General features: G+C 36.8%; 16 protein-coding genes. 8 read left to right on the top strand and 8 right to left on the bottom strand.

Annotated features, from left to right (window positions below; all coding sequences use genetic code 11):
• The first annotated feature begins 50 nt into the window (after positions 1 to 50).
• The gene (locus H4J41_RS13310) at positions 51 to 905 is read left to right on the top strand and encodes a choice-of-anchor H family protein (RefSeq protein ID WP_182137624.1); all 855 of its coding nucleotides are present in this window, start codon (positions 51 to 53) and stop codon (positions 903 to 905) included.
• A 182-nt stretch (positions 906 to 1,087) separates the two neighbouring features.
• Positions 1,088 to 1,738 carry a GNAT family N-acetyltransferase gene (locus H4J41_RS13305; protein ID WP_182137625.1) on the top strand — a complete coding sequence of 217 codons (651 nt, stop codon included), beginning with the start codon at positions 1,088 to 1,090 and terminating at the stop codon, positions 1,736 to 1,738.
• A gap of 1,305 nt (positions 1,739 to 3,043) precedes the next feature.
• Here the strand turns inward: H4J41_RS13305 and H4J41_RS13300 are convergent.
• From H4J41_RS13300 to H4J41_RS13290, 3 genes are all read right to left on the bottom strand, one after another.
• A complete protein-coding gene (locus H4J41_RS13300) occupies positions 3,044 to 4,054 on the bottom strand; it encodes a hypothetical protein (RefSeq protein ID WP_182137626.1) in 1,011 nt (336 codons plus the stop codon).
• 582 nt (positions 4,055 to 4,636) lie between these two features.
• Positions 4,637 to 4,939 (bottom strand): DUF3301 domain-containing protein, encoded by a 303-nt coding sequence (locus H4J41_RS13295; protein ID WP_182137627.1) that lies wholly within the window; start codon positions 4,937 to 4,939, stop codon positions 4,637 to 4,639.
• Positions 4,940 to 4,947: 8 nt separating this feature from the next.
• Entirely contained in the window at positions 4,948 to 5,988 is a 1,041-nt protein-coding gene (locus H4J41_RS13290; RefSeq protein ID WP_182137628.1) for a DUF3549 family protein, read from the bottom strand.
• A 407-nt stretch (positions 5,989 to 6,395) separates the two neighbouring features.
• Between H4J41_RS13290 and truC the strand changes: the two genes are divergently transcribed.
• The 3 genes from truC to H4J41_RS13275 all read left to right on the top strand — a co-directional run bounded on the left by truC (position 6,396) and on the right by H4J41_RS13275 (position 9,972).
• Positions 6,396 to 7,148, top strand: coding sequence for a tRNA pseudouridine(65) synthase TruC (gene truC, locus H4J41_RS13285; RefSeq protein ID WP_182137629.1), 753 nt, complete (start codon positions 6,396 to 6,398; stop codon positions 7,146 to 7,148).
• An 889-nt stretch (positions 7,149 to 8,037) separates the two neighbouring features.
• On the top strand, positions 8,038 to 9,090 hold the full coding sequence (locus H4J41_RS13280; protein WP_182137630.1) for a methyl-accepting chemotaxis protein: 1,053 nt from the start codon (positions 8,038 to 8,040) through the stop codon (positions 9,088 to 9,090).
• Positions 9,091 to 9,129: 39 nt separating this feature from the next.
• Positions 9,130 to 9,972 (top strand): nitrate- and nitrite sensing domain-containing protein, encoded by an 843-nt coding sequence (locus H4J41_RS13275; RefSeq protein ID WP_182137631.1) that lies wholly within the window; start codon positions 9,130 to 9,132, stop codon positions 9,970 to 9,972.
• Positions 9,973 to 10,832: 860 nt separating this feature from the next.
• Here the strand turns inward: H4J41_RS13275 and H4J41_RS13270 are convergent.
• The 5 genes from H4J41_RS13270 to H4J41_RS13250 form a co-directional block, all read right to left on the bottom strand.
• Entirely contained in the window at positions 10,833 to 12,743 is a 1,911-nt protein-coding gene (locus tag H4J41_RS13270) for a methyl-accepting chemotaxis protein (protein ID WP_182137632.1), read from the bottom strand.
• Positions 12,744 to 13,415: 672 nt separating this feature from the next.
• Positions 13,416 to 14,246, bottom strand: a complete 831-nt coding sequence (gene dapD, locus H4J41_RS13265) for a 2,3,4,5-tetrahydropyridine-2,6-dicarboxylate N-succinyltransferase (protein ID WP_182137633.1) — start codon at positions 14,244 to 14,246, stop codon at positions 13,416 to 13,418.
• A gap of 30 nt (positions 14,247 to 14,276) precedes the next feature.
• Entirely contained in the window at positions 14,277 to 16,901 is a 2,625-nt protein-coding gene (gene glnD / locus H4J41_RS13260) for a [protein-PII] uridylyltransferase (RefSeq protein WP_259363351.1), read from the bottom strand.
• A gap of 128 nt (positions 16,902 to 17,029) precedes the next feature.
• On the bottom strand, positions 17,030 to 17,818 hold the full coding sequence (map, locus tag H4J41_RS13255) for a type I methionyl aminopeptidase (RefSeq protein ID WP_182137635.1): 789 nt from the start codon (positions 17,816 to 17,818) through the stop codon (positions 17,030 to 17,032).
• A 379-nt stretch (positions 17,819 to 18,197) separates the two neighbouring features.
• Positions 18,198 to 18,824 (bottom strand): hypothetical protein, encoded by a 627-nt coding sequence (locus H4J41_RS13250; RefSeq protein ID WP_182137636.1) that lies wholly within the window; start codon positions 18,822 to 18,824, stop codon positions 18,198 to 18,200.
• 373 nt (positions 18,825 to 19,197) lie between these two features.
• On the opposite strand from H4J41_RS13250, the gene rpsB reads away from it, so the two are divergent.
• From rpsB to pyrH, 3 genes are all read left to right on the top strand, one after another.
• Positions 19,198 to 19,926 (top strand): 30S ribosomal protein S2, encoded by a 729-nt coding sequence (gene rpsB, locus H4J41_RS13245; RefSeq protein ID WP_182137637.1) that lies wholly within the window; start codon positions 19,198 to 19,200, stop codon positions 19,924 to 19,926.
• A gap of 94 nt (positions 19,927 to 20,020) precedes the next feature.
• Positions 20,021 to 20,893, top strand: a complete 873-nt coding sequence (tsf, locus tag H4J41_RS13240) for a translation elongation factor Ts (protein ID WP_182137638.1) — start codon at positions 20,021 to 20,023, stop codon at positions 20,891 to 20,893.
• Positions 20,894 to 21,189: 296 nt separating this feature from the next.
• Entirely contained in the window at positions 21,190 to 21,930 is a 741-nt protein-coding gene (gene pyrH / locus H4J41_RS13235; RefSeq protein WP_182137639.1) for a UMP kinase, read from the top strand.
• Positions 21,931 to 21,939 lie beyond the last annotated feature (9 nt).

The raw sequence follows: 21,939 nt of genomic DNA, 5'->3' as shown, positions 1-21,939 counted from the left end.
TCAGAATACCTCAGGTTAAATGACAGCCATACTTTATCAAGGCTATCATTATGTTTAATAAAATTTTTTATAAACTGTTTAACAAACGACTTAATAAGCTATTTAATCAGAAATTTACTATCAAGTTAACGGCAACATTGTTGTTGGTCAGCCAAGTGTCTGTTGCACAAACGCAGCTAGAAGTTGAACAGGCAAGTCGCTCTGTTAGCGGATTAAAAAATAATGTCGTCGAGCGTGAAAAAACTAACCTTAACCCTAAAGGGCAAGTCAAGATTTCCCAGAGAACCTTAGCATTTAAAGGCATGAGTCGACCTGAGGTAAGCTATGCCCGCCAGCAAAAAGCAACATCAAATTTACTCACATCAGCGCTAAGTCAAGATACTGAATATGATGCCGGCTCGTATCATAGTTTTTCAATTTACAGCGGTTACAGTGAGCTTATTCTGGATATTGATGAAGACGGCTATTATCAGAGTTTTAGCGTCACATTCGATGCCGATATATTATCGTCAATGGCGAATGAACAAGCCGTTGTTTATGCTGATTTATACCTGAGTCAAAACGGTGGGCCTTGGGTTTTGTACTTTTCTAGTGATGACTTTGTTATTACTGGCGAAGATAGTGAAGATGAGTTTGAAGTAGTTACTCAGTTAGATTCAGGTTATGTAGCAGATCATTATGATGTGCTAATTGATTTATATGAAGTGGGCTTTAGTCCTGTGGTGGCGACTTACAGTGCCAACAATACTAATGCGCTTTATGCACTGCCATTAGAAAGTAGCGACTATGATCCTGAGTATATAGCGGTTGAATACTACGATGAACACTCAGGAGGCAGCAGTTGGTTGTTGTTCGGCGCATTATTGGCCTTAGTTTACCGTTATTGTTTAGTTAAATTCGGGTGATATTAAAAAATAAATTAAACTGACAAGGTTATGTTATTTCGCAGTAATAAAGCGACTATTAGCGAAAATAGCGTGGCTTGTCGCTTATGTATAGTAATAAAGTTTGACCTGATTTCTAATATCCTGATATGGTTGATAGATAAAAAAACAATAAAAATCGTACTATTTATGAGGGACTCTAGATGTCACCAGAAGTCATTGAAAAAACCAATGTCGATATAAAAGCTGCATACCTTTCGGCTGAAGATTTAAAATTAGCCGCATCATTATTATACCAAGCGTATCATGATGACCCGGTGTTTCTTGAAATATTCTCTGCGGATAAAAGCGATTATGAACAACGCTTACGGGCAGCGATACGCGAAGAACTGAATGTTTTTTGGCAAGCAAAGCAGCCAATGATCGGTTTGTATTTAGGTGAAACCATGGTGGGTGTTGCCTGCTTAAATAACCCTGAAGAAGGTGTGTCATCTGAGCGATTTTGGCATTGGCGCTTGAAAATGATGCTGGGTGCCGGTTATTTTAGTACCAAACAAATGATTGAAAAAGAAAATATTGTTTTAGCGACAGTTCCGTTGAAAAAATTTCACATGTTGTCTTTTATTGCTATACATCCATTACATCAACACCATGGCTTTGGTCATTATTTAATGGCAGCGGTAAATACCATTTTAGCAGAGCACAAAGACAGTGAAGGCGTTGCTGTTTACGCTACCAGTAAAAAATATAAAGCATTTTTTAAAGACGTAAACTATCAGTTCATTAAAGAAGTTGCTGTTGGTAATGTCTCTGGTTCTTTGATGGTTTATTATCGAGAAGCAGCGGAAAGTTAATTCTTAAGCATTTAGCTGTCAATTTTATATAAGTAAAGTGATACAACCAAAAGCTTTACTTTAGCTCGCTAGCTAAATCATCAACTCGTCACTAGGGTTATGGTTTTCATTGATTATGGGCGACTGGCATTTAGTTATTGGCTGTGATGTTATAGCGACATTAGCACTTAACTAACTAAAAGATTTTCTCATAACATTTCTAGTAGGCTTTTTGTTATAGACCCTTATCATTTCTAACTTAACTCCCAACGAGCAAGCCAAGAAAGCGTCACCTTTGGTGTTATCGATTTTGGCAATACTTTTATATAGAGACTCTTACCTAAAGGCTTTTATATAAACGCTCCCACATAGAGACTCCAATATAGACGCTCCCACCTAAATCTGAGTTACTAAGGTGACACACACGCAGTTGCCGAGAATAAACGCTTTTGGCTCTGGTAACCAACTTTCTGTTACTTTCACCCTATATTGTGCTGCCTTAAATTATGTCTGGTAGCGAACCCTTTCTCAGCTTGCACAAGTCTGCATCTTAAAATGCAAGGGGCACAATACTAGTAGTTTGTTTTTCGTACACCTGAATGCGCTAACTCAATGTAAGACATGTCTCACATTACTGTAAGATATAATACTTTTGATAGGCATGTACATATTTTTATTTATTTTAAGCTGTTGTTTTTATAGGTTTATTTTTTATTTTTCAATGCTGCGATTGATTTTTTGATGTTTTTTTTAAATCACCTACTTTGAAAAGCTAGCATTTAGTCTACTATTATACCTGTCAGGAAGACAAAGGGATTACGAATAACGGTAATGGTTTACCACTAGGATGCTTAGATTAGCAAAGAGATAGGATGTCTCACAAGGATAGATTGAATAGTTGTCACGGAATAATCATCAGGAAGATGAATATAGACAATTGATGTAACTAGGATAGTTATTATTAAGGATAATAGGATGTAACTAGGATAGTTACTATTAAGGACAATATGATGTAACTAGGATAGTTATTATTAAGGACAATATGGACAGCAAAAGGTTTGCTAGGAAAGGCTAGGGATAGCTCTTTATGGATGAAGAGGGAACATTATATATTTATGCAGGATGCATATAAGCTAGTTATAGAAATGCGGTTCATTGAACCGCTTTTTTTTCGTCTAAAATTCACTCAACGTACTAATGCCAGTCTAATTTTAAGCCAATCTAACAAGAAATTTTGTTAAAGCTTATTTTAAACAAGGCCATTAACCCCTCTTTAAATCCAATCATCAATTAATTCAATGCTGGTTTTTTTATTTTTAGGTCAAATTAATATTCAATTAAATTGGCATAAAAAGGCGATTTCCCTAACCTAGCTTGACTACCTTTTAATGAGAAACTGTAACCGCAGAGTAAAAATTTGTTTTTAAAAGCGATATTTTTAATTAACGCTTTGGTGTCTAATGGCGAAAAATAGGCATAATACTTGTTATCTATTGTGCTGACACTATAGGTTCTGATCACTTCTTCTTTCGTAAACTCGATGCTTTTACAACTTTTATCACCTGCAGCAGTGCCTAGGGACCAAACGTTAAGGTTATCTTTAACACTAGCTTGCCACTGGATGACAATAGCGTTATCAGCAGCGATCATGATAGAGAAGTTGTCTGGTAATGTTATTTGATGTTGAAATTCTTTTGCTGTTTTTTGAATTTCACTTGTGTGTTCCACAGGATTATCAGCCGGTGTTGGTTTAGCAAATAGCATTGATATAATGAATGCTATTACTAATAAAAAGCTAATCAAGGCTATAGTGAGTTGGCTATTTTTTTTGCTAAAAAGCGCTAAGCGAATTGACTCAGCAAGTTCGACTTTATCTTGCGAACTATCACTGAAGTGATTGGCATGGGTGGTTGAAGAGGTATTTTGATTGTTATCTGCAAGTGGCGAATAATCATTTTTATTAATTGAAGATTGACTGATATTGACACTATTCATAGTAGGTTCAATACGTTGGCTGTTACGAGAGTTAGTTTTTTTTAGTTGTTGAAAATCAGATAAATTAACTGGACCATTATAACCAAGTATATAGCGCTTTTGACTTTTACTTGGGTAAGTTAAAAGTACTACCATCATAAGTAAAGGTATTAATAGCAACCAATAGCTGCTGTTGTAGCCAGTAAAAACAATGAAAAAACCTGTTACCAAAAAACTGCCCGCAGGCGCTAGAATCCAAGTGTTATGTAGGTGCGCATCATTGAGTCGGCGCCGAGTAGCCGCTAAGTATGTTGATGAACATAATAACAGTATAAAAATGGCGCTGAATTTATGATCACTCAAGCTTTCATTTAGTATGATAAAAGCAAGAAAACATGTAAGACTAATAAAGATAAAACGTTGTCGGTTATCAAAACCGTGCCAGCAAAATAGCGACTTAATAAGTTGCAAAAGACCTCCAAAAATAAGTTAGCTATATGGCGGTATACGCTAACTTGAAAATTACTAAAATAAAACTCAATGAGAGTTATCAAGGGTAACTAATTTAGCCTGCGAAGTCAGTTTATCTGAGATATTTGTTTGTGCATTTATAGGCATTTATCAAACTAATAAAAATAAAAGTTTATCTAGCTATTTTAGCACATCAATTAAAGTAGACTCCATACTGTTAAGTAGGCACAGAGCTAGGGAGACGATTAAGTACAGAGAAAAAATAGCGTTGTATTTATAGCGTTAATCAATTTATTGCTCAGAGAGTATTAGGTTATATATTTAGGTTAATATGGATACTTTGCAGGACGTTTAGGTTATTCATGGAGTGAACAGACCCTTTTGGAACGATATGTTAAGGGCATAATTAGCGAAATCAAAAAAAAGCGACTTAAGGTCGCTTTTCCTTTACCTGCTTATTTATTCAGCGTTGTGTTAGTTAACTCGGTAAGGGGGCGTGTCGATATTGTCAAGTTTGTAACCGCGTAATATCATTGTGCCATGGTATGTAGATTCACCATCACCACTAAATTCAAAATCAAAATGACTTAACCAATGTGGTCCTAAGCGTTTAGAGAACCTAAATCGACTCGATAAACGCGCTATCGCTATAAATTGCAAATTTTCATCTTTACAATATTTATCAACATGGGAGCGAGCATACTCAGATACTTTTCGTAAATATACAAAATACCAAAAGAGTAAGCCGATAAAAAGTAGATAGTAAATATTTTCCATGAGAATGCCTATGGTTTAAAAAGCGTGCCAATGGCTTGGGCCAAATCAGGGCTGCGTTTTGGTGAACGAATGGCTTGCAATAGTACGGGGCGTATCATCGGTATTGCAACTAAATCTTTAAATATTGCTGAAAATAAGGCCTTGTTTTTATCTTTTATTAAATGCTCTAAGTAGACAAAAAGCATTTTTTCCGTACTTAATATTGGCCATAAACGACCCGCAATAATAATCAGTATATCTTCATCTAACCTTTGATTAATGATTAAATTATTCAGCAGGCTTTGACTATAAGTGTGCTCTGTACTCGATGCAAGTGCACGTAACAACGCGATGGTAATGACGGTATTGTTACTGGCTTGTGCTTGTTGAAAACGTAGTGTTATTTGCTCAATAACGTCAACAGGTAAGCTAACGTTTTCAAGTGCAGAAGATAAGGGAACAAGTACTTGTTCAGGCAAGTAACTTAAAGCGTTGGTTAAAACCTCACTGTTGTTAGCTTCGTTGAGTCGAAAGGCAAAGTCAGATAAACCTTGTACCCCAAGGTCTTGCCAAGCTTCCCATCCGTTGACACCCGATAAGTAACGTTGTGCAGGTGCATAAAACTTGCTGGCCGCTTGTTTAAGCGACGTTGACAAAACACTATTTATCGCGGCTAATTTATACTGGGCCGGTGTAAAGTGATAAGGATTTTTCTTCAGTAACGCTTCTTGTTGCTCGGTTGGATTTACCGTAAGGTTTTCACCTAAGGCTTCAACAATAATGGCAATAAAATGATTCCTAGCTCCTTGATTTAATAGACCTCGTTCATCTAACGGTAGTTTGACAAACCATAAGTAAGGGCTAGTAGATTGCTTTTGCCAAAATGCAATGGCAAGCATTGCATGACCTTGAATTGGAAAGGGGTAAGGCAGTTGAGCTGCTTCAATTTGTTCAAATTGCTCTATTGATATTTTATCTACTCGACGACCGATGTCGTAAATACAATATTGAGAATCTGATAAGTTCAGTAATGCTGAAATTGAAGAAATAGTGTCCGAAGTTATACTCATAGAATCTACTGTCGCTATTAAAAGTTTAATAAGTGGCTAGGTGTTGTTATGACACAACATTATAGAGATAACGCTGCTTTAACTCCACCGTTAATCTTTATCCTGTGATTTTAGGTAACGGCAATGATTATTATCTTCTATCTATAAAATTTATACTGCACAATTTCTATTTAGCACTTAAAGTAGCACTGCTGTGACGTTAATAGATCCAGCACTAAATCTGAGAAGGTAAAAATCTATTTTTGACCGCTAAATTGGCTAAGTACTATTTTTATCGAACGATTAATAACAACAATACAACAATACAACAATACAACAATAACGAATATTGACCATTTGGCCTGTGAGGTATTAACCAGATTATTTTGAGCAATAAAAGTTAATATCAGAGAGAAAAATAAATTAACATGACAATTAAAAATGCGGGTACGGTAATTGTTGAAAAACCACTATTGAAAATTTTATATCAAGATGAATATCTTGTGGCTGTTGATAAACCCCCAGGGCTTTTTGTCCACCGAAGCTTTATGGACAAAGATGAAATTTACTTTGCTTTACAACTTATTCGTGATCAAATTGGCCAATATGTTTACCCATTACATCGGCTTGATAGACCCACATCAGGTGTGTTGTTATTTGCCTTAACCCAGGATGTAGCTCGCTTAATGGGGCAAGCGTTTAGCGAGAGGAAGATAAAAAAAACTTATTTTGCCTTAACGCGGGGACATTTGCTAAATGAAGGGGTTATTGATCACCCATTAAAAGAAAAGCTTGATGATTTAGGAGATAAAAATGTTAGCCGTGATAAAGACGCGCAAAGTGCAGAAACATTTTACAAGTCAGTCGCTATTGCGTCATTGCCGGTGCCCTTAGGTAATTATACAAGCGTGCGATATTCGTTAATTAAATGTCAACCTCATACGGGACGCCGTCACCAAATTCGTCGACATCTTGCTCACTTACGCCACCCTATCATTGGTGATATAAATTATGGTGACAATAAGCAAAATCCATTTTTTGGTGAACACTTTGGTTTTAAACGTTTAATGTTAATGGCTAAACAGGTGGAGTTTATTCACCCCGTAACAGGGCTAGAAATGTTAATTGAAGCTGAGTTTGATGAACAATGGCAGCAGATATTTAATGTCTTTAAATGGTAATACTCGGCTTTTACAGTCGTGGTGTATTATTTGTCTCAATCTAACGAATCACGGGGCTGTTAATTTACATCCTCATTTTTTGTTGCAGGATTTAACCTAACTACGTTAGCTTGATACCCACTACCTTAAATGATAGTGGGTATCAGCCTATATATTCTATGGCGTTAACGCTTGCATAACAATATAGAAGGCTAAGGTGCTCTGAATTTACACACTTGCTGTGGGTTCTAGATAAAGTTGGAAACTGAAATTATTAGGTTTAGATACCAAAATATCTTTCAAAAAATTTAAGTTAACAGTCTCCTGATCGCCGACGTTGCCCATTGATTGAAATATATATTTTTTTGATGGAAGTTTTGTCATTGAGTCATCTAGGCTGACAGACAACTAGGCCACAGCCGTCGTTCATCATAAAACTGCTAATGCTAACTTTGTGCGTAGTGTTGACATAAATAGGTTAAACAAAAAGGTCAACTTTCCGATTATATAGCTGACATATTTTTCGTACTCCTCTGGTGCAAAGGGGCACGAGGCGTTATAAAATCTTTGATCCTATTTTGTAACACTTAGTTAAGCTTTTTTAATATTAACTGATTACTCTACCACTGGCAGCAACTCACTTCATAATTGACAGGAGTTCGATAATTAAGTTTGAAACCCCTTTTTTTAGTGCAATTGCACCATTTTATTACCAGAAAGCGGTTTTTAAATGGGTATATTTTAAAATAATACTTTAAAAACAGTTGATTATGTTTTGGCGTATATCTTGCTTTAGGAAAAATGCAATTAAATTGAGTGTATATGAATTATTATGGTCATTTTTCTACCAGTTGAATATTTAATAAGATTATTAGGCCTTAAGCTAACTTTAATCTGTTTTATTACATTAATGCTTACCTTAATTAATACTGTTCCTTTTTTTGGAAGTACAGAGGCTGCACTATTTTCTGCTGTCATTCTTTATTTTTTTTTCGGGCTAACATTAACCTTTTCACGCCAAGAACATCAGTTCAATTCAATCATAAATAATATTGACCCGGTAAGTTTTGACTACCGAAGCCTGAAGTTCGATACGTTATTATCCAAAAACACGTCAATTGCACTATTACAATCTTTTCGAGAGTTATCGCGTATTAATCAGCAGCAAAAAAATAAGTTAAAGGAAGTAACTTACTCTGCAAGCCAAGTAATAGAAACCACGATAAGTTTATCGAACAATGTGGAAAAGCAATTTAATGCAACATCGTCGACCGCAGCTGCAATTTTAGAAATGAGCCAATCAATTAGTGAAGTCAGCAGTAAAATTTCCGCAGTACACAGCTCTGCTAAGCATGCGGATGAAATAGTACAGAGTGGACAAAATCATATTACTTTGTTAACAGGCGCGATATTAGAGGTAAGCAAAGAAGTGTCTCAAACACAACAAGGCATGCAAGATTTAGACGATTTGGCACAGGAAGTCACTTTGATCACTGAATCTATTCGAAAGATATCATCACAAATCAATTTATTAGGATTGAACGCATCTATTGAAGCTGCGCGCGCTGGTAGTTTTGGTCGAGGCTTTGCTGTTGTGGCAGAAGAAGTTAGAAACCTAGCAATAAGCACAAATAGTTCTAGCGATCACATAGCCAATATAATCAATCAGGTATTAAGCCAAAGCAGTAATACTGTTGAAAGTATGAAACTTGTCTTCGACAAAACAAATGCTTGTGGTGAAAAAGCAAAAAATGTTAACAAAATGCTGGAAAAAATAGCCTCGGCAACAGACTCAGTGCAACAGGAAACAGAAGTCGTTTCAGTAAATGCCGAGCAACAAGTCTTAGCTACGGAAGAAATATCACGACATGTCGAGCAAATTGTTCAAAGTTCAGAAGCCAATGCTGACATTGCTAAACAAACTGAACTTGTGGCAGAACACTTGAGAAAACTTACCCATTAGCTGTGCAAAGAATTAACTTAAAAAGAGGGTTACTAACAAATGAATCTTTATCAAATAATTGTACTGCTAATATTTATCCTAGTTATCTTTTATTTAAAACTAAGACTTTCTAAAAAAAATCGCTTTAAAATACAGCATCAAGGTTTGCTGAATGTAAGAGCTTTAAAAGAACTTATTTATTTTATTCAACAACACAGAGGAATGACCGCGGCATATTTAAATGGCAAAAAAGAGATGTTACCTAAAATGAAGACCATCAGACAGCGCATTCAAGAAAATATTAGAGAAAATGAGCTAACTTTTGCTAAAGATAATGAGCGTTGGCACAGCTTTTTGGATCACTGGCAAAGACTTAGTACAGGTAGTACAAGCGCAGACAATAGTTTTGATCAACATACACTACTCATTAGCAACATATTATATTTACTTGAAGACGAAGCCGAAAAAGGTCTGTTATTTTCTCAATTTTTACTACAGTTTCCTGAAGCTGGTTATGTTTGGCGTGAAGTGATCGGTGCTACAGAAATGATTGGTCAGGCAAGAGCCATTGGCGTGAGCGTCGCAACACAAAAAACTTGTTCTAGTACCGACAATATTCGTCTAAGTTTCTTACAACAACAAATTAGTGAAGTAATTAAAACTGTATTGCATCAACTTCATTGTTTGCCACAATATTTAGAAGAACATAATAAGTTAATTAAAATCACACAAGAGCAAACCGAAATGTTCTTGTCTACCGTTGACCAAGCTTTTCTTAATGCCGATAAAATTACGTTAGATCAACAAGTATATTTTGAACAAGCTAGTTTGGTTATTCAGTCTATTGATGATGTATTTGAACATCAGTTAACGCAAATCAGTAACTCTTTGGATATAGCTTAGAGACAGTTACTGATTAACTAGTACCTCCTACTTAAAAAATGCCATCAATAGCTTATGTAGCTCTTTAGCTACGAGGAATAACAAATGACAATAACAACAGTCGCTTCTGTAGCTCAAACTACATTGATTTCACCTTCATTAACACTAAAGGAAATCAAACGCTCAACACACCATCAGACAGCCCCATCAAATACATATTTCACCACCCTACCAATCTATTACAGGAGATGGGCTCTGCATTACCACCTCAATGTGTTTTGATACCGACGAAGGACAAAAAATATTATGCATGGATATTTTAGCTGAGCACCAGTTTGATTTTATAGCCTCTACTTGCCTATCGCTGATGACCGCTTTGTTGTTCAAAGTTGTCGTTATGGATGTGTGACACAATGTCAGCAAAGTGGTAAAAGTGAATGTTCAGATAGGAGTCGTCACCGGCAGTAATGTTTGCAGCAGTCAGATAAATTATGTTCGTTCTACAACTATATTTGATTTTTCAATCATGATATTAGTCTCAAAATAAATTTTTGGAACGGTGACTATGCCAATGATTATCAAATTGACTTTCGACCTGCTTAAGTCAACTAAAGGGTGTACAGTCGACTTTACCTATACAAAAAATTTCAAATTTTTTCTTCCACTCTTGCGTATTAAGAAGCCAGGCTGCAACTTTATGTGGAATATTTTTGATGCTTTTTTAATCAATAAAGCTTATTGCCAAATTTTTCTATCTTTATTCACAAAAGCCCATTTATGCCCAACGGCATAAATGGGCTTGCATGGGATGTTTGTGTCGATTTTTATTTAGCTTCTACAACTGCTTAGATGTTGCTATTAGCACTTGCTAAAACTTTTTTTTATATTTTAAATCGTTCTACTAAGCTATCTAAGTTCATTGCCATTGCGGTTAACGATTCACTTGAAGAGGCTATGCGGGTTGATATTTGTGCACTATTTTCTGTACTATCACTAATCGCATGCACATGAGTATTAATTTCACCAACGACCGCGGCTTGCTCTTCTGTTGCCGTGGCGACCTGAGTGTTTAAATCTGAAATTTGTTGAATATTTGCAACAATTTCATTGAGTGCTTCTGTGGTTTGCTGAGCATCAGTCACCCCAATTTCGGCAGTCTCTTTACTTTCTCTTATACCCTCTACCGCTCGCTTAGATTCCGTCTGTAACAGGTTGATCATCTTATTAATTTCATCTGTTGCCTCGCTGGTGCGCTTCGCCAAGTTGCGTACTTCATCAGCGACAACAGCAAAACCACGACCCTGTTCGCCAGCTCGAGCTGCCTCAATAGCGGCATTTAAGGCCAGCAAGTTTGTTTGCTCTGAAATGCCACGAATAACATCGAGAACACTACCAATTGCATTGCTCTTATCGGCTAACGACGCAATGGTAGTCGATACTGACTCCATCTTCTGAGCCATCTGGTCAATATTTTCAGTGGAATCTTTAACAACAATTTGCGCATGCTTAGCTTGAGTTGTTGCTTCATTTGTCGAGTCTGCTGCATGGGCGGCATTTTCGGCAATTTCGCTGATGGTTGAACCCATTTGACTAATGGCTGTTGCAACTTGCGTTGCAATATCACGCTGACTTTCGGCATCTAATCTTGATTGTTCTGCATCTTGAGAAACTTTAATAGCGGCTTGGCGAACACTTTTCGATGTGGTGGACACATCATTAACCACAGCATGTATTTTATTGATAAAGGTATTAAAACCATGAGCTAAACGCGATACCTCATCACTACCGCTTTCACTTAGTCGGTAACTAAGATCGCCTTCTCCATCACCTAATTCACTGAATACTCGTGCAAGATCGTTAATAGGTTTGGTTAAACTTTTTGCTAAGATGATACTGATAAAGATAAACACAACAACAATAATACCAAACCATATAAGCATATAATTTCGAGATTCGTTCAATGCTAAGTAAAGCTCAGCTTTTGGAACTTCTGCAACCACATACCAGCCAAGGCTTGAGATATAGCTAGTCGCAATAATTAAATTTTCGGTTTCTTGGAAGGCAAATTCTTTTTGGGATAAAAGAATTTGAGCGTTTATATTACTGTAAAGATCAGTGAGTTTTGTTTTGTCACTTTTTTCCTTATCTTTATGAATTTTCACTAACCCTGAATCATTCACAAGATAAACAAAGCCAGACTCTTCAATTTTAAAGCTATTTAAATAACTCACCATGTCATTAAATGACTTTGACAATCCGGATATACCTCTTCCGTTCAGCTGCTGATAGTTGATAAACACATCGACATTACCATTAGGGTATTCGTAGGTACTTGCGGACTCTTCTTTGTTTCCATTGGTGAACGCAAAAAACCAACCGTCAATATTGTCATCTTTAAGTACACGAAGAAAACCATCTTGGTTCCAATATTTAGCTGTTTTACGATCGGCAAAGGATGCATTACTCAAGTTGTTATCTTTAGCTATTTTATCTAACATTTTTATAACGTTAGCGTCATTGTCTGCACTTGCACCAGACTTTATCCAATCAAGCAAAAAGGGGTTTGTTGCAATGGATTTTGTCAGCACTTTCATTTCTGAAATCTCTCCATCCACAGCATTGCGAACGCGCAGCAAAAGGTTAGGTAAGTCGGAATGCTGCAGTCGAGAAATAAGTAGCTCTTTAGCTTTTGAGTGACCGACAAATCCGACGATGCTAGTAGATATTACGACGGCCATTAACATGGCAATCACTAGTTTAGATCGGATAGAAAGGGTGGTGAAAAATCTCATCAAAGAGTTCCTATGGGTAAGTTTTCTGTAGACTTTGCTGTTACGGCGATTTGACAATAAAACTCTGTTATAACGGGGGTATAACAAGTGTTCGCTATAAATTTTTTCTAGTTTAACATATGCTTGTATTCTCACCATTAAAAAAACAATCTTTATCTAATTAGCACCAGCAAAAATCTATTATTTTTTGTCTACCGCTAATTAGGCTGATTAACTGCCTACAAGCCGCTAGGCATTAACAGAGAGCAGTTTAATAGATAGGTTACTTAATGGCGTTTTTATCTCTATTTGTAGCAGTAAATTATAATGTTTTTTTTGATAATAAAGTGTACTTAGCTTGATGATTGCAAAGGTGATAGTGGTAAGCGTTATAGCGGCAAAGCTTAGAGCAATTATAAATTTGACTAAGTTAGATTATTTGACCTTCTCGCTTAATATTATAGTGCTTTGACTTGTTGATGAACTTTTGATTTAAAGCGCTTTTTAAGCATTGGGTTTATGGTGCTGAGCATGGTGATGAGCAGATATTTAGAAAATTTATTTAGTCAATCTAGATGAGAAGCAAGGTGTTAACAAACAGGGTTTTATTTAAGAGGTATAATGTTTTAATTAAACTTGTGCAGTGTACTTAACAACACTACACAAGTTAAGGTTAACAGTTAAAGCAGAAAATTACTCTTCAGATACCGAGCGAAGTAGGGCATTAATACCTACTTTAGCACGTGTTTTTGCATCAACTTTTTTAACGATTATCGCTGCATATAAGCTATAGGTACCACATTTAGAGGGAAGGTTACCTGGCACAACAACTGAACCTGCTGGTACTCGACCGTAATGCACTTCACCAGTTTCTCGGTCATAAATACGCGTACTTTGACCGATATAAACGCCCATTGAAATTACGGCACCTTCTTCAACCACAACGCCTTCAACAATTTCTGAACGAGCGCCAATAAAGCAATTGTCTTCAATGATGGTTGGTCCGGCTTGTAGCGGTTCAAGTACGCCGCCAATGCCAACGCCACCTGATAGATGCACGTTTTTACCAATTTGTGCACAAGAGCCAACCGTTGCCCAAGCGTCTACCATACAGCCTTCATCTACATAGGCACCAATGTTAACGAAACTTGGCATTACCACAACATTTTTACCAATAAAACTACCGGTACGCACTGACGCACCCGGTACAACTCTGACACCATCAGCAACAAAATCGGCATGGCTATAATCAGTATATTTCATCGGCACTTTATCGAAAAATGTGCTTTCTGCGCCGTCGATAACTTCGTTATCCCAAATTCTAAATGAGAGTAACACAGCTTTTTTAAGCCACTGGTGTACAACCCATTCACCCGCAATTTTTTCTGCAACGCGCGCTGAGCCATTGTTTAATGCCGCTAATGCATCTAATACCGCTTGTTTTACTTCAGTAGAGACAGTGGCAGGCGTAATGTTCATACGCTCTTCAAACGCTTGTTCAATAATTGTTTGTAATGCTAACATCAAAAATTCCTAAGATTAATTTGCTAAAGTTTATCGGTGACTATCAGCGCAAAGCATCGCTTCTAATACGTTTTTTTGCTCTGTGGTTAGTATTTTATTGTCATTATTTGAAATGGTAAAAACATCCTCAGCTTTTTCGCCGAATGTGGTGATTTTAGCTGAATGTATTTGTATGTTACATTTTTGAAAAATAGTAGCAATATTAGCCAATAAACCGGGATGATCTAAAGCCACTATATCTAATATCGTCCGGTTTTTTGCTGTACCGTCGATAAAACTGACATGTGTTGGTACTTTAAATTGGCGAAAGCGTTTCGCTAAAGGCTTAGGCTTGATACGGATTTCTTTTGACGCTAATTTAACGCTTAACGAACGCGCTATGGTCAGGGCTCTAGCACTATCATTAATGGCTTTATTACGGTTATCTAAGACCACAAAGGTGTTAGCAGTGAAGCCAGACTTATTAGTAGTTATTTTTGCATCATGTATGGACAGTTTTTTTGCGCCAAGTAATGAAACAATATTGAAAAATATATTAGGTTTATCCTTTGTATAAACAAATACTTCTGTGCCACCACGATAAGGTTTTGGACTAATAATGACCAAGGGCTTAACTTTGTTGTGCGACAAAATATGCTTAGAGTGCCAAGCAATTTGTTCAGGAGAATAACGTAAAAAGTAGTCGGCTTTAAACTCTTTCCATAATTGTTTTAAGCGCTCTTGATCAAGTGATTCTACTTTTAAAATTTCAATAGCTTGTTGTTGATTTTCTCTAATTTTTGCTCTTAAATCAACTGGCTTTTCAAGACCACGTCTAAAGGCTCGTTTAGTACTATAATATAAATCTTCCAGTAGATTAGCTTTCCAACTATTCCATAAACTTTCGTTGGTGGCACGCATGTCAGCGACAGTTAAACAGTATAAGTAGTCTAAGTGAGCTTCGTCTCGTACAATCGTGCCAAAAGTTTTAATGACTTCAGGGTCAGAAATATCTCTGCGCTGAGCGGTAACTGACATTAATAAATGTTTTTCTACTAGCCAAGCGATCATTCGACCGTCGTGATCACCTAATTTATGGATTTTAGCAAAATTTAACGCGTCAATCGCGCCAAGTTTTGCATGATCACCACCACGACCTTTAGCAATATCATGAAATATACCGGCAAGATATAATAGCTCAGGTTTACGAACACGTTGAACAATTTTGCTGCACAAAGGGTATTCATTATTATGTTTTACTTGGCTAAAACGGTACAAGTTTTTTAATAAACGATAACTGTGCTCGTCGACAGAATAGGCATGAAATAAATCAAACTGCATTTGGCCAACTATATTTCGCCATAGCGGTAAGTAAGCACCAATAATAGAATGGCGGTGCATAAGTGTAAACGCTAGGCCTAAACCACGAGGGTGTTTAATTAAGGCGATAAAGATTTCCCGGCAGCGAGCATAGTCAATCATACCTGATACTAATCGCCGGCGCGCATTACGCATTAAGCGTAAAGTCTCTGGATGTAAGTCAGTAATCTCTTTATGTTGGGCAATCAGTAAAAACATTTCCATGATCATGGTTGAACGGGTAAAAACTCGTTTATCACAGACCTTGATTTGACCATCAATAATGACAAAGTCATCATTAAGCACTATTTTCTTACTGTGTTTTTTTTCGTTTAATATCGCGTATTCAAAATGCTGCAATAGCATTCTATTTAACTCTGAAACACGCGATATAATACGGAAAAATCGTTTCATCATCCGTTCGATAGCAAGCTTGCCACCATCGCCAAAACCCATTAACTCAGCAACATCAGCCTGGTAGTCAAACAGTAAGCGGTTTTCATTACGTCCAGCGATAAAGTGCAATGCACAGCGCATGCGCCATAAATAATCTTGACACTCAAGCAGTTCAAAAAATTCATTAGTGGTGAGGTAGTTATGGTCAATCAATTGCTCAAGCGTATCTGCCATAAAATGACGTTTGGCGACCCAGCCAATAGTTTGAATGTCGCGTAAACCACCAGGGTTAGCTTTCAAGTTAGGTTCGAGGGTATAAGATGCGCCATGGTATTGTTGATGACGTTGATACTGTTCATTACGCTTGGCAAGAAAAAACTTTTCAGAGGTCCAAAAGATGTCTTCAATCAACAAGGGTTGTAATTGAGACACTAAGGCATTATTACCGCAAATTTGTCGCAATTCCATCAAGTTTGTCGCGATGGTAACATCGTCAATTGCTTGATTTAGACATTCTTTTATGTTGCGAACGCTATGGCCTATATCCAGTTTTACATCCCAAAGTTGGGTAATAAAAGCGGATATTTTTTCGGCTAAGTCATCGGCTACGACATTTTGGGTAATTAATAAAATATCAACATCTGAATAGGGATGAAGCTCTTTGCGACCATAACCGCCAACAGCAACCAAACTGATTTGAAATTCATCCAAATGGTGCTGACACCAAAGTTTGGTTAAAATCAGATCAACATAAAAGGCCCTAGCAGCAACAAGCGAGGTAACTTCACTTATGGGAAACTGCTCTTTTTGCCACTGAAGAAATTCATTACTCAGTAAACATATTTGTGAACTATTTAATGAAGGGGCACTAACGGAGAGAGCCTCAATGTACTTATCTGGAATTAATGATGATGTATTCAACAATTAGCTCTCATATTTAGCTCTCATATTTTTTATTAATATTGCCATTAGCTTTTAATTTATAATATTACTAATGGTTACTGAGTTATTAACCATTTAACCATTTAACCATTTAACCATTTAACGATTTAATTATGTAATATTCGGGCAATGGTGTCATCTTTGCGTAAGGTTAATATTTCGCAACCCGTTTTGGTCACTAAAAGGGTGTGTTCCCATTGTGCTGATTTTTTACCATCTAAGGTATATACCGTCCATTTATCTTCTTTGTCGAGCAAGGTATTAGCACGACCTAAATTGATCATAGGTTCGATGGTAAAGCACATGCCTTCTTGCATCTTTTCGTTGTCATTATTTTTATAATGAACAATTTGTGGTTCTTCATGGAATTCCGTGCCTATACCATGGCCACAATATTCTTTGACTATCGAATAACGCCCCGATTTTTTGATGAATTTTTGAATAGCTGTGCCTATTTCACCAAAGCTATTGCCAGGCTTAACTTTTTTAATGCCGATATAAAGTGCTTCTTGGGTAATACGACAAAGACGATTATCTTCAGCAGAAGTTTCGCCAATTAAAAACATTTTACTGGTGTCACCGTGGTAGCCATCTTTTATCACAGTAATATCAATGTTGATAATATCGCCATCAACTAAAGGCGTGTCATTGGGAATGCCGTGGCAAACCACGTGGTTAACCGAAGTACAAATGGACTTTGGAAAATGATGGTAATTTAAAGGTGCCGAAATGGCATTTTGTACTTTGTCAGTAAATTCAGCACATAAGGTATTAAGCTGATCGGTTGTTACACCAGCCTGTACGTGAGGTTCGATCATTTCCAATACATCTGAAGCAAGTTTTCCCGCAATTTTCATTTTTTGAATTTCTTGCTGATCTTTAATCGTTATTGTCATAAAACCTCAAACGTGACTCTGTAAATAATGTGATTAGGATAAATTAATTAGCTACTTATTGTATGTTAGTAAACTGTATCGCAATACAGTTAGTCGTAGGTAAATAATAATTATTGGTGATTTTACCTGCTTTTGTTACTTTTTCCCAATCGTAAAACGCTAGAGTGAATAGTTAAATAACAAATAGCAGATGTTTGCTGGGTATAGCGTGTAAATATTAACGATGAAAAAAGCATCGTGCAGCAGTTAAAAATAATTTCGACTCTCTTTTTTCTGTTTATTAAACGATGTTTATTGAGCTATTTCTCTTGAGCTATTTTTATAGGGTAATGTCCTTTAAAAAAGAGTAATGACAACGCAAAGTTGTCATTACTTAGCATTAAGATAAATTCTCTAATTCAATGTTAACTGCTTCTATTATGGCTTCAGGATTCTCTAAATAAAGGTTGTGATTTAACAATACCAAACTCTCATTGCATGCCAATAACATCGCTGGAATGGCTTGTGTGCCAATAATTTCCTGAATTTCTATAATGTCATGAATAGCAAATTCAGCATCTTTGGTTAGCTTGTTAGATTGCAGGCACTTTGCTGGTGGTGACAGTTTGAGCTCGTCAATAATTTCACTAACGCTTTCTTGGTCAGTTAATTCATTACCCAAAACAAAATGTGCATGCTGCAATTTCTTCAACAATTCAAAGGCAGACTTTGCTGATTTGTTTTGCACCCAGGCCATTAAGTTAGCGGCTAAAGTTGAGTCTTTTGTGTAATTGAGTGTATCAAGGTAGTTAGCACCAAACACTACTTGACTAAATTCGCCTACATCAGCAAGGGTAGTGGCTGACACTTTGTTGTCGCCATCGTAATAACCTATGTGCATAGCTCTAAGCGTAATGTTTGGAAAAGCACTTAACACTTTTTCAACTAATACTGCAGAGGCATAGCTCCAAGGACAATGACTATCATAAATATAAAAAAGTTCTGCATTTGGTGTGTTCAATGACATAAGTTAACGAGCCTGATAAAAAAGTGGCCTAATTTTAACTTGCTGCTATTAAAGATCCTAGCCCTTAGTAAAATAAAATATTATTAAGCTTAATTTCAAGTTAAAAACTAGTTAATTGCTCTTGAATATGTTATAAAGTGCGCCGTTAAATTGTTTGTCTGAGTCGTCGATGATGCTTGTCTAAATCTTCGCTGATTTTTTCAAATATATTTAGCACTAAAAAGGGTATTGAAAAAATTCAGTACATTAAAACTAAACTCACATACATCTAGCAAAGATATACCGGGGTGCTCAGCGAATTTACAATAAGTAAAACGCAATAAGGGTCGTGTATATTGGATGTATGAACGCTTAACCCCACAAAGGAAAAAACATGCCAAACGTTTCTATGCGCGATATGCTTAAAGCAGGTGTTCATTTCGGTCACAAAACCCGTTATTGGAACCCAAAAATGAAATCATACATTTTTGGTGCTCGTGATAAAGTTCATATCATCAACCTTGAACAAACTGTACCAATGTTCAACGACGCTCTTGCTGTATTAAGCAATGTTTCTTCGAAGAAAGGTAAAGTTTTATTTGTTGGTACTAAACGCGCAGCAAGCGATGCTATAAAAGATGCAGCGATAAAATGTGATCAATTTTACGTAAATCACCGTTGGTTAGGTGGTATGTTGACTAACTGGAAAACAGTACGTCAATCAATCAAACGTTTAAAAGATCTTGAAGCTCAAAGTTCTGACGGTACATTTGAAGCACTTACTAAAAAAGAAGCTTTAATGCGTACTCGTGAAATGGAAAAACTTGAGAAAAGCCTTGGTGGTATCAAAAACATGGGTGGTTTACCTGATGTTTTATTTATTATTGATGCGGATCATGAGCACATTTCTATTAAAGAAGCTAACAACTTAGGCATTCCAGTAATTTCTGTTGTTGATACAAACTCAAATCCAGATGGCGTTGACTACATCGTTCCAGGTAACGATGATGCGATTCGCGCTGTGACCTTATACTTAGATTCTGCAGCTAACGCTGTACTTTCAGGTCGCGAGCAAAACATCGCAGTACAAGCTGAAAAAGACGGTTTTGTTGAAACTGAATAAATCCAGTTTTAAGTAACGTTTTATGCTGTTATTACCACAACAATTTTGGTTGTTGTGGTAATTACTGATAACTTTTTATATTGAGGAAAATTTCATGACAATTACTGCTGCACAAGTTAAAGAATTACGTCAGCGCACAGCTGCGGGCATGATGGATTGTAAAAAAGCTTTACAAGAAGCTAACGGCGATATGGAACTTGCGATTGAAAATATGCGTAAGTCTGGCCAAGCGAAAGCGGCTAAAAAAGCGGGTAATATCGCTGCTGAAGGTACAATCTTAATTAAAACTGAAGGTGGCATTGCTGCTTTAGTTGAAGTTAACTGCCAAACTGATTTCGTAGCAAAAGATAATAACTTCCTAGCTTTTGCTAATGAAGTTGCTGATGCCGCTCTTGCTGCTAAAGCAACTATCGAAGAGTTACAAGCTCAATTCGAAGAAAAGCGCATTACGCTAGTGACAAAAATTGGTGAAAACATCAATGTTCGTCGCGTAGAATACATTGAAGGTACTACATTAGCGACATACAGTCACGGCGCTACTATCGGTGTTGTTGTTGCTGGTGAAGGTGATGCAGAAGCACTTAAGCACATCGCTATGCACGTTGCTGCAAGCAAGCCTGATTACATCAATCCTGAAGATGTTCCTGCTGATGTTGTTGAAAAAGAAAAAGCGATTCAATTAGATATCTTAAAAATTGAAAATGACAAGCTTGAAGAAAACAAGAAAAAGCCTGTAGAATTGCTTGAAAAAATAATTATTGGTCGTATGAAAAAATTCACTGGTGAAGTATCTTTAACCGGTCAACCTTTCATCATGGAACCTAAGAAAACTGTCGGCGTTATCTTAAAAGAGAAAGGCATTTCAGTTGCTAACTTTGTTCGTTTAGAAGTTGGTGAAGGTATTGAGAAGAAACAAGAAGATTTCGCTGCTGAAGTTGAAGCACAAATCGCTGCGGCTAAAGCTTAATTCACCTTGGTGAATTGATATGAGTTAAAGCAAATTTCTTGAAAAAGCGCCAATTGGCGCTTTTTTTATGGCAAAATTTTGCAGGTAATCCAGGCGACAATAAGTCAGCTACTTTGGATAATGTGTAGTTATTGTTCAAATATCATACTATTTTATCAGTGAAAAACGATAAATAGCTTCTAGGGTAGACTTTTTTCATATTTGACTTTCGAACCGTGGCTAAACGTATTAAAATAGTCGCGGTCGATCAGACCTAGTCTATTTTAATTTAAAAATTCTTAAGGAATGTTTATTACATGAGCATCAACCCCAAACCAATGTATCGTCGAATTCTTTTAAAACTTAGTGGTGAAGCCCTAATGGGCGAAGAAGGTTTTGGCATAGATCCGAAAGTATTGGATCGCATGGCACAAGAAATAAAAGAATTAATCGAAATGGGCATTCAGGTTGGCTTAGTTATTGGCGGTGGTAATCTGTTCCGTGGTAAAGGCCTGGCTGAAGCCGGCATGAATCGTGTTGTGGGTGACCAAATGGGCATGTTGGCAACCGTGATGAATGGCTTAGCCATGCGTGACGCTTTACATCGTGCTTTTGTTAATACGCGTTTAATGTCAGCAATCGATTTAGCTGGTGTTTGTGACCGCTATAATTGGGCTGAAGCTATTAGCTTATTAAAATCTGGCCGTGTAGTTATTTTTAGTGCTGGCACAGGCAACCCATTTTTTACCACTGATTCAGCAGCGTGTTTACGTGGTATTGAAATTGAAGCGGACGTGGTGTTAAAAGCGACCAAGGTTGACGGCATTTACTCAGAAGATCCTGTGGCCAATCCAGATGCAACCTTATATAGCCATTTAACCTATCAAGACGTTTTAGAAAAAGAATTACAAGTGATGGATTTAGCTGCTTTTACGCTAGCGCGTGATCACAGTATGACGCTACGTGTGTTTAATATGAATAAACCTGGCGCATTAAAGTCCGTCATTATGGGTGGTGATGAAGGTACAACGATAGATCACGCCAAAAATTTAAATTAATTAGTGCAG

Origin of the sequence: Colwellia sp. MB3u-45 (assembly GCF_014077005.1) — a bacterium.
In the GTDB taxonomy this organism is placed as follows: Bacteria; Pseudomonadota; Gammaproteobacteria; order Enterobacterales; family Alteromonadaceae; genus Cognaticolwellia.
Note: the sequence above shows the minus strand (reverse complement) of the source record. Positions and strands in the feature narration are given on the sequence as shown.

What these genes read in the sequence shown, in the direction of transcription:
- H4J41_RS13310 (WP_182137624.1), top strand. Translation starts at nt 51, where the DNA reads ATGTTTAATAAAATTTTTTATAAACTGTTTAACAAACGACTTAATAAG.
- H4J41_RS13305 (WP_182137625.1), top strand. Translation starts at nt 1,088, where the DNA reads ATGTCACCAGAAGTCATTGAAAAAACCAATGTCGATATAAAAGCTGCA.
- H4J41_RS13295 (WP_182137627.1), bottom strand. Translation starts at nt 4,939, where the DNA reads ATGGAAAATATTTACTATCTACTTTTTATCGGCTTACTCTTTTGGTAT.
- H4J41_RS13290 (WP_182137628.1), bottom strand. Translation starts at nt 5,988, where the DNA reads ATGAGTATAACTTCGGACACTATTTCTTCAATTTCAGCATTACTGAAC.
- truC (WP_182137629.1), top strand. Translation starts at nt 6,396, where the DNA reads ATGACAATTAAAAATGCGGGTACGGTAATTGTTGAAAAACCACTATTG.
- H4J41_RS13280 (WP_182137630.1), top strand. Translation starts at nt 8,038, where the DNA reads ATGCTTACCTTAATTAATACTGTTCCTTTTTTTGGAAGTACAGAGGCT.
- H4J41_RS13275 (WP_182137631.1), top strand. Translation starts at nt 9,130, where the DNA reads ATGAATCTTTATCAAATAATTGTACTGCTAATATTTATCCTAGTTATC.
- H4J41_RS13270 (WP_182137632.1), bottom strand. Translation starts at nt 12,743, where the DNA reads ATGAGATTTTTCACCACCCTTTCTATCCGATCTAAACTAGTGATTGCC.
- dapD (WP_182137633.1), bottom strand. Translation starts at nt 14,246, where the DNA reads ATGTTAGCATTACAAACAATTATTGAACAAGCGTTTGAAGAGCGTATG.
- map (WP_182137635.1), bottom strand. Translation starts at nt 17,818, where the DNA reads ATGACAATAACGATTAAAGATCAGCAAGAAATTCAAAAAATGAAAATT.
- H4J41_RS13250 (WP_182137636.1), bottom strand. Translation starts at nt 18,824, where the DNA reads ATGTCATTGAACACACCAAATGCAGAACTTTTTTATATTTATGATAGT.
- rpsB (WP_182137637.1), top strand. Translation starts at nt 19,198, where the DNA reads ATGCCAAACGTTTCTATGCGCGATATGCTTAAAGCAGGTGTTCATTTC.
- tsf (WP_182137638.1), top strand. Translation starts at nt 20,021, where the DNA reads ATGACAATTACTGCTGCACAAGTTAAAGAATTACGTCAGCGCACAGCT.
- pyrH (WP_182137639.1), top strand. Translation starts at nt 21,190, where the DNA reads ATGAGCATCAACCCCAAACCAATGTATCGTCGAATTCTTTTAAAACTT.